Annotated in this window: 4 protein-coding genes; all 4 read left to right on the top strand. The window is 68.6% G+C overall.

Going from position 1 to position 6,121, the window contains the following annotated elements; translation table 11 throughout:
- Positions 1-759 precede the first annotated feature (759 nt).
- Positions 760-2,856, top strand: coding sequence for a MerR family transcriptional regulator (locus tag K2Z83_RS27565; RefSeq protein WP_220598381.1), 2,097 nt, complete (start codon positions 760-762; stop codon positions 2,854-2,856).
- Between the two features lie 193 nt (positions 2,857-3,049).
- On the top strand, positions 3,050-3,790 hold the full coding sequence (locus K2Z83_RS27560) for a hypothetical protein (RefSeq protein WP_220598380.1): 741 nt from the start codon (positions 3,050-3,052) through the stop codon (positions 3,788-3,790).
- Positions 3,791-3,957: 167 nt separating this feature from the next.
- Positions 3,958-5,121: a hypothetical protein gene (locus K2Z83_RS27555; protein ID WP_220598379.1), complete on the top strand. Its 1,164-nt coding sequence runs from the start codon at positions 3,958-3,960 to the stop codon at positions 5,119-5,121.
- 39 nt (positions 5,122-5,160) lie between these two features.
- Positions 5,161-6,121 (top strand): hypothetical protein (locus K2Z83_RS27550; protein WP_220598378.1); only part of this gene is annotated, 961 nt, incomplete at its 3' end.

Below are 6,121 nucleotides of genomic sequence, written 5' to 3'. Positions count from 1 at the left end.
TCAAAACCCTTCAAAGCGGGTCGGTGATGCGCTGCTCCAGCGGTTACGTGTCCACAAACGATTGGGCGAAGTTTCAAAACCCTTCAAAGCGGGTCGGTGATGCGCTGTAATGTTATCAAGCTTCTGGTGGCAAGGACTCTCTTCGTTTCAAAACCCTTCAAAGCGGGTCGGTGATGCGCTGTGGGTCGCATGCGCGGCGATCTGGGTCTGGCGCATTGGGAAGCTGTATCGGCACTCCAACCAATGCCCCCCTTCCCTGATAGGATCCTGCGTTCTGGTCGATCTAGGTGTATGTTCAGTCGGCACATGCATTCTAGCAGGTCAGCAGTGGGAGGTCAAGCCTATCATGTTGGGGCCAGTATCTCGCCGCAGGGACACAGCCTTCGCCGCACATGATCGCCGTGCGCCGGCAGATGATCGTCTTGCGGTCACGTGGGCACATCATGCCAAGAAAATATCAGCTATCGGGCTCGCGCGCGACCATTTTTGAGATCATCACTATCAACTGTCGCCTTTTTTCGTCAACTCAGCGGTTTGCGCTCAGCATGACAGAATTGTCCTTTGACAGCGCCCATCCGCTTCGCTATACTTCGAGATAGCCTCGGACAGCTGCGCGCTCCCGCGCGCTGTTCCGCATGTGTTGGCGCTCGCTGTGTTTGCGGAGATGTGGACTCAGGGCACAGGCTCCTTGGATAGTGCGCGGCGCGCTCGTCTGCGCTGGCAGCGCCGCCCACATCTCCGCCGTATCGAGAGGTGTCCATGGTCGCAATCCTGGCCGAGCCGGACCGGCTCGCCGCTGATCTGCCCGCCGCCACGCCCATTTCGCTCGACACGCTGATCCAGGAGGTCGCCGACGAGGCCGCCGGCTGGGTGCGCGAGCTACGTGTGACGATCGGTCGGGCCAGTGCGCTCTGCGGGCTCAAAGAGTCGCAGATCCGCTACTTCGAGGAGCTCGGCGCGCTCCAGCCGGCGACGACGACCGGCCGCGCCGGGGCCAGCCGGCTCTACGGCATCGCCGACCTGCGCCGGCTGCGGGTGCTGGCGCTGCTCGCCGCAGACTACCGGGCCGCTGAGGCGGCCGAGATGGTGCGCCGCCACGCCGATGCGATCGACCATGATCCGCTGATCGCGCTCAGCACCGCCATCGCCCAGGAGCGCAGCGCGGTGGCCGACGGCTTCTTCCTCGCGCGCATTGTCAGCCAGATCATCGCGGCGATCCAGGCGGAGATTGATCGGCGGGTGGAGTCTGTGGCCGGGACGCGTCCGCTGCCTGACACCTGCCGCCCGCCCCAGGTGCTTGGGCTGATCTACCCCGGTACGCGTGTCTTCGACGGGCCGCTGCCGCCGCCCGCCGAGGTGGAGGCCTGCGCCGCAGCGCTCCGCGATCACCCGGCGGGCGCCCTGATCGCCCTCTGTCGGCCGCCCGTCGCAGTCGATCCACTTAGCTGGGCACCAGAGCTGCACCGATCCACCGGCTCCGACAGCCAGACCTTGCTCTTCTACAGCCCCGAGTCACGCCCGATCGCCGACCTTCGCGATGCGGCATTCCAGGCCTACGTCCCGGCGGGCGCGCCCGAGCAGGGGCTGCTGGTTGCGCTCAGCGCCCCTCCCTCCGACACGACCCTGGACCCGGATTCGCTTGCGCCGGGCCGCGCCCTGCTGCTCGACCGCCTGCTCCAGCTGGCCCACGCCATTTTTCAGGATTTTCGCCGGGCCGCCCACGGTCGCAGCTATTATCGCTACCGCTCCGACGGCTTCCCGCTCGACCTGACCCGCCAGAGCTATGGCGATATGCTCGCGCTGATCGTGGCCGCGATCTTCCCCGGCGATGACGCCGGCATGGCGGCGCTGCTCGTCCCCGATGGCCTCGACCAGCCGCGCAGCCTGGCCATCCTGGCCCACCACCACTACGATGATGAGGGCGACCTGCTGGCCCGCGCGAAGATCGCATTGGAGGGCAGGGGGCAGGGGCTCTGCGGGAGGGCCTATGTCTCGCGCGAGCCCTACGTCTCGCTCCACGTGGATCTCGATGGCCAGAAGGTGCGCTATGCGCCCGAGGAGGGCAGCCGGGTGGCCCTGGCCGTGCCGCTGGCCGCGACCTGGGGTATCTCACCCTTCGGCGTGCTCTACCTGGCCTCGCGTAGCCCCGGGCAGACCCTGGACAGCGCGGCGATCTATAGCGCCCTGGTGATCGGCGATATCCTCAGCGAGCTGCTAGGCCGCTGGTGGCTGACCCGTCTGCGCCGCCAGCAGGACGCCCGCCTGCACGGCCAGATGCCGGCGATGCTGGCCTGGCTCGACAGCCTGGACGCCCACGGCCCCGGCTTCGCCCGCGGCGTCCAGGCGGTGGTGGATCGCTGGGCGGCGGTCAAGGATGCGCCAGACCCGGCGGACCTCGACGCCACGCTCGCCCTGACGGTGATCGATATCAACCACTACCGCGAGATGATCCAGGCCCGCAGCAATGAGCCCTTCCCGCTCTATGCCCAGCAGCACGTCACGGCGGCGGTCAGCCGCGTGCTCGGTCCGGACGCCGACTGCTACTGGTTCGGCAACGACCACGCGCTGCTCGTGCTGCACGGCTGCGACAGCGCCCAGGCCACGGTGATCGTGCGGCGGGTGGTCGACCAGGTGGCGGTGAGCCCGGTGCAGCGCCCGGGCCGCAGTGGTACCAGCGACCTGATCACGGTGATTGGGGCCATCCGCGCCATGAGCTACCGCAGCCTGCGCGATCTCGCCTGCGGTGATGCGGGCACCCTCCGTCAGCAGATCGCCCTGGTGATCGACCTGCTGCGCACCCGCGCCGGCCACCCGGAGACCCTAGCGCCGGGCGACCCGATCATTCTTGTGAGGTGATGTCGAAAGATTGGTCGATTTCGCCGCATTCACACCACATCATCTCGAAAAACGCTTGATTCTGCCCGAGCGCTGTGCTATGATAGGCCAACCTACACGCTCGGCGCGCGCCGCGCACGCACCCGAGGGGGAGCAGCAACCATCACCAATGGATGCGGCTCCCCCTCGTCGTCCCCGTGAAAGGAGGACGGGCATGGAGATCGGCACCCGGCAGACAGAGCGCTGGCCTCAGGAGCACCAGCACACGGTGTTTATTGGTACGATCGGCGGGATGCGGGCGATTGTTCGTGGCGCAGCGGCGATCTGGAAGGTCGGCAATATGGGCGTCCCACAGCTCAAGCGCATGCTCAGCTACCTGGTGGCCCACGTCGAACACGCCATCCATCGCGATGACATCGCCGCAATCGGCAGCCGGCGATCACAGCCGCTGGCGCGGGCGACGAACCTGTCGAGTGCGATCAAGCGCCTGATCCAGACCTGGCATATGGGGCCCGCCCTTCGCGACCGGGACGGCTATCTGACGCTAATGCGCCACACGTCTTGGATCAGCGATACCGACCTGATCGAGCACCACGCTGCGGCGGCGGCGCTGCACCTCTCCACGGGCGACGCCGACGCTGCGCTGGATGCGCTCCAGCAGGCCGCCGCCTACTGTGGCGGCATCTATCTCCCCGACTACGATGTGCCCGACTATAGCCTGCGCGAAGATCAGTATCACTGGCTGTACTACCAGCGCGATATCTTGCACCGGCTGGCCCGCCTGCACCTCACGCGCAATGCGGCCCAGGAGGCGCTGCCGGTCGCCCAGAAGACCGCACGCCTTGGCGATAGCGAGGCCGCTGATGATCTGCTCCTGGCGGATATCTATGCGGCACTCGGCAACGCGCGCCTGGCGGACTATTACACCCACAAGGCCAGGCGGCGCCGTGACTAGTCGCTACCTGTCACGATTTTCTCAGCTCTCTGGCACCATAGATGCCAGAGAGCTTTTATTTTCTCGAAAACCCATGCGGCGATCATGCACATGTCATGACACAGCGTGTCATACTCCTCCCATCGGCATCAGCCAATGGCGCCCAGGCCGGGCGCAGGAGGACAGGTATGACCTTGAGCATCGACATCGCCGCGCTACGGCGCTTCGAGGCGACGGCCCCGGCGGCGCCGCCCGCCGCCCCGCCGGCCCCGGTCGCCGGCGACCTGCTGCTGATCGGGGCGGGGAACTCCGGCGAGACGCTGGCCCAGCGCATCTGCGCCCTGGCCCTGGGCGACGGGCTGCGCCTGGCGGCCTGCGGGCTGAACAACGACGGCCTGGCGCCCCGCCCGCTGCGTGTCCGCACCCCTGACGGCGGCGAGGAGCTGGTGGAGCTGAGCGAGCGTCTGCTCTTCGGCGGCGACAACCCGCGCGACCGGCTGCGCGACGAGCCGCTGCTGGAGCGGCGCTACGCCCTGCTGCTGCGCGGCATTCCGGTCTTCGAGACCTTCCCGCGCGCGGGCTACGGCGGGCACGGCCACCCGGTGGTCTCGGCCCTCGACATCGACCTGAATATCGGCGCGGTGCAGACCTTCCGGGCCCGCCGGCTCCGCCGGGTGCGCGGCGAGGATGCGGTGGGCGGGCGCAGCGACTGGGAGCGGCTGCTGGCCGCCCACAAGCGCCAGTCGGCCGTGCGCAGCCGGCGCCTGCGGGTGGTGGTCCTCGGCGGCGGCAGCGGCTCGATGGGCAACGCCGGCCACCAGCTCCTGCCCTACCTGCTGCGCCACCTGCTGCGCGAGGCCGGCGTGACCGACTACGAGCTCTGGGGCGTCGTGCTCGGCCCGCAGGCCTTCAGCGGGCTCACCCCCTACACCCGCCACAACTACCGCGCCCTCATCCAGGCCCTCGACCGGCTCACCCGCGACGGCCAGCGCCGGGCCTACCTGAACGACCTGGAGATCGCCATCCAGGCCCCGCCCTACGACCGGGTCTTCCTGCTCGACGACCCGACCCTCGGCGGCGGCGACGGGCGGGTCGCCGAGGCCGACCTAGAGCGCTTCCTGGATCGCGCGGCCCTGAGCCTCTCGCTCATCCTGGCCCGCGGCACGGTCTGGCCGACGATCGCGAGCCACCTGGCCAACGACGATGTCTCCGGCTCCGATGGGCGCATGCGCTACCTCCATACCGTCCGTGCGGCGATGGCAGACGTGGATCGCCCGCAGCTCACCGCCGCCCTGGCCGACCGGCTAGAGGTTGCGGCCCTCGATGCCCTGGCGGGGCGGCTGGCGCAGTGATGTGATGTGATGCGTGCTATCTGAAAGGAGCAATTCCTCATGCAATCTCCATTGATTCTGAGAGTCCCGAACCTGCCGGCAAACCCGCCGGACGCGCCGGGCAAAACCTTCTGCGCCGCCGCTGACATTGGCGACGACCTGGCTGAGCAGGTGACGCGTGATGGCGCAGGGCGGCCCTTCACACCGGTGGCACTGACCGCCAGCGATGACCCGGCCGAACTGGCCGCCCAGTTTGAGCTGCTGATGCGCCCCGACGCCGTGGGTGGCGGCGAGACCCTGATGCGCGACAACGGTGAGCGCATCGGCAATGCGGCCCTCGCCCGACTGCATCGACGCCTGGCGATGGCGAGCGAGGTCGCCGCGCTGCGGCCCTTCCTCGCGGATCTGGGCCAGGAGCTGAGCCGATTGCGCGCCCGCGTCGCGCAGCGCATCAGCGAGATCGAGCGCGAGCTGCATGCCTGTCAGGGCGCCCTGCGCGGCTGGCAGGCGGCGACCGGCCAAGAGCCTGGCCTGCTGCGTAATGTGGTGGGCTGGTTCCTCGGCGGCACCGGGCGGATCGCGCTGCCACAGGCCGTGTCCCTCTGGAATGAGCGTGAGCGGCTCACCCTCTCCCGTCACGCATGTGCCACAGCCCAGGCCGTGATCGGGCGGCTGGCTGATGAGGTCGATACGTTCCTGGAGCAGCAGGAGGCGCTCCTCCACGCCGCCGAGCGCGCGCTCCGTGTGGCACAGGGCCGACGTGCCGAGCGACATCCTGGGGCGGATCGCTATGCCCCCTGGACCTGGCAGGGCAGCCCAGCCGTGATCGCCGATCAGCTTGCCGGCCAGGCCGGGGGCGAGCGTCTGCTGGCCGCGCTGCTCGCCCAGATTGCCACCGCTGGCGCGGCGGCGGATCTGGCGGTGTCCGCCCGCGCCCTGGCCGAGGCCGAGGCCGCGCAGATCGTCGGTGCCCTGACCCTTGCCGATGCCATTGTGGCGGAGGCGGGCAGCGCGGTGCTGG

This window comes from Oscillochloris sp. ZM17-4 (genome assembly GCF_019599295.1).
Classification (GTDB): Bacteria; Chloroflexota; Chloroflexia; order Chloroflexales; family Chloroflexaceae; genus Oscillochloris.
This window is presented reverse-complemented; position numbering and strand designations above follow the sequence as displayed.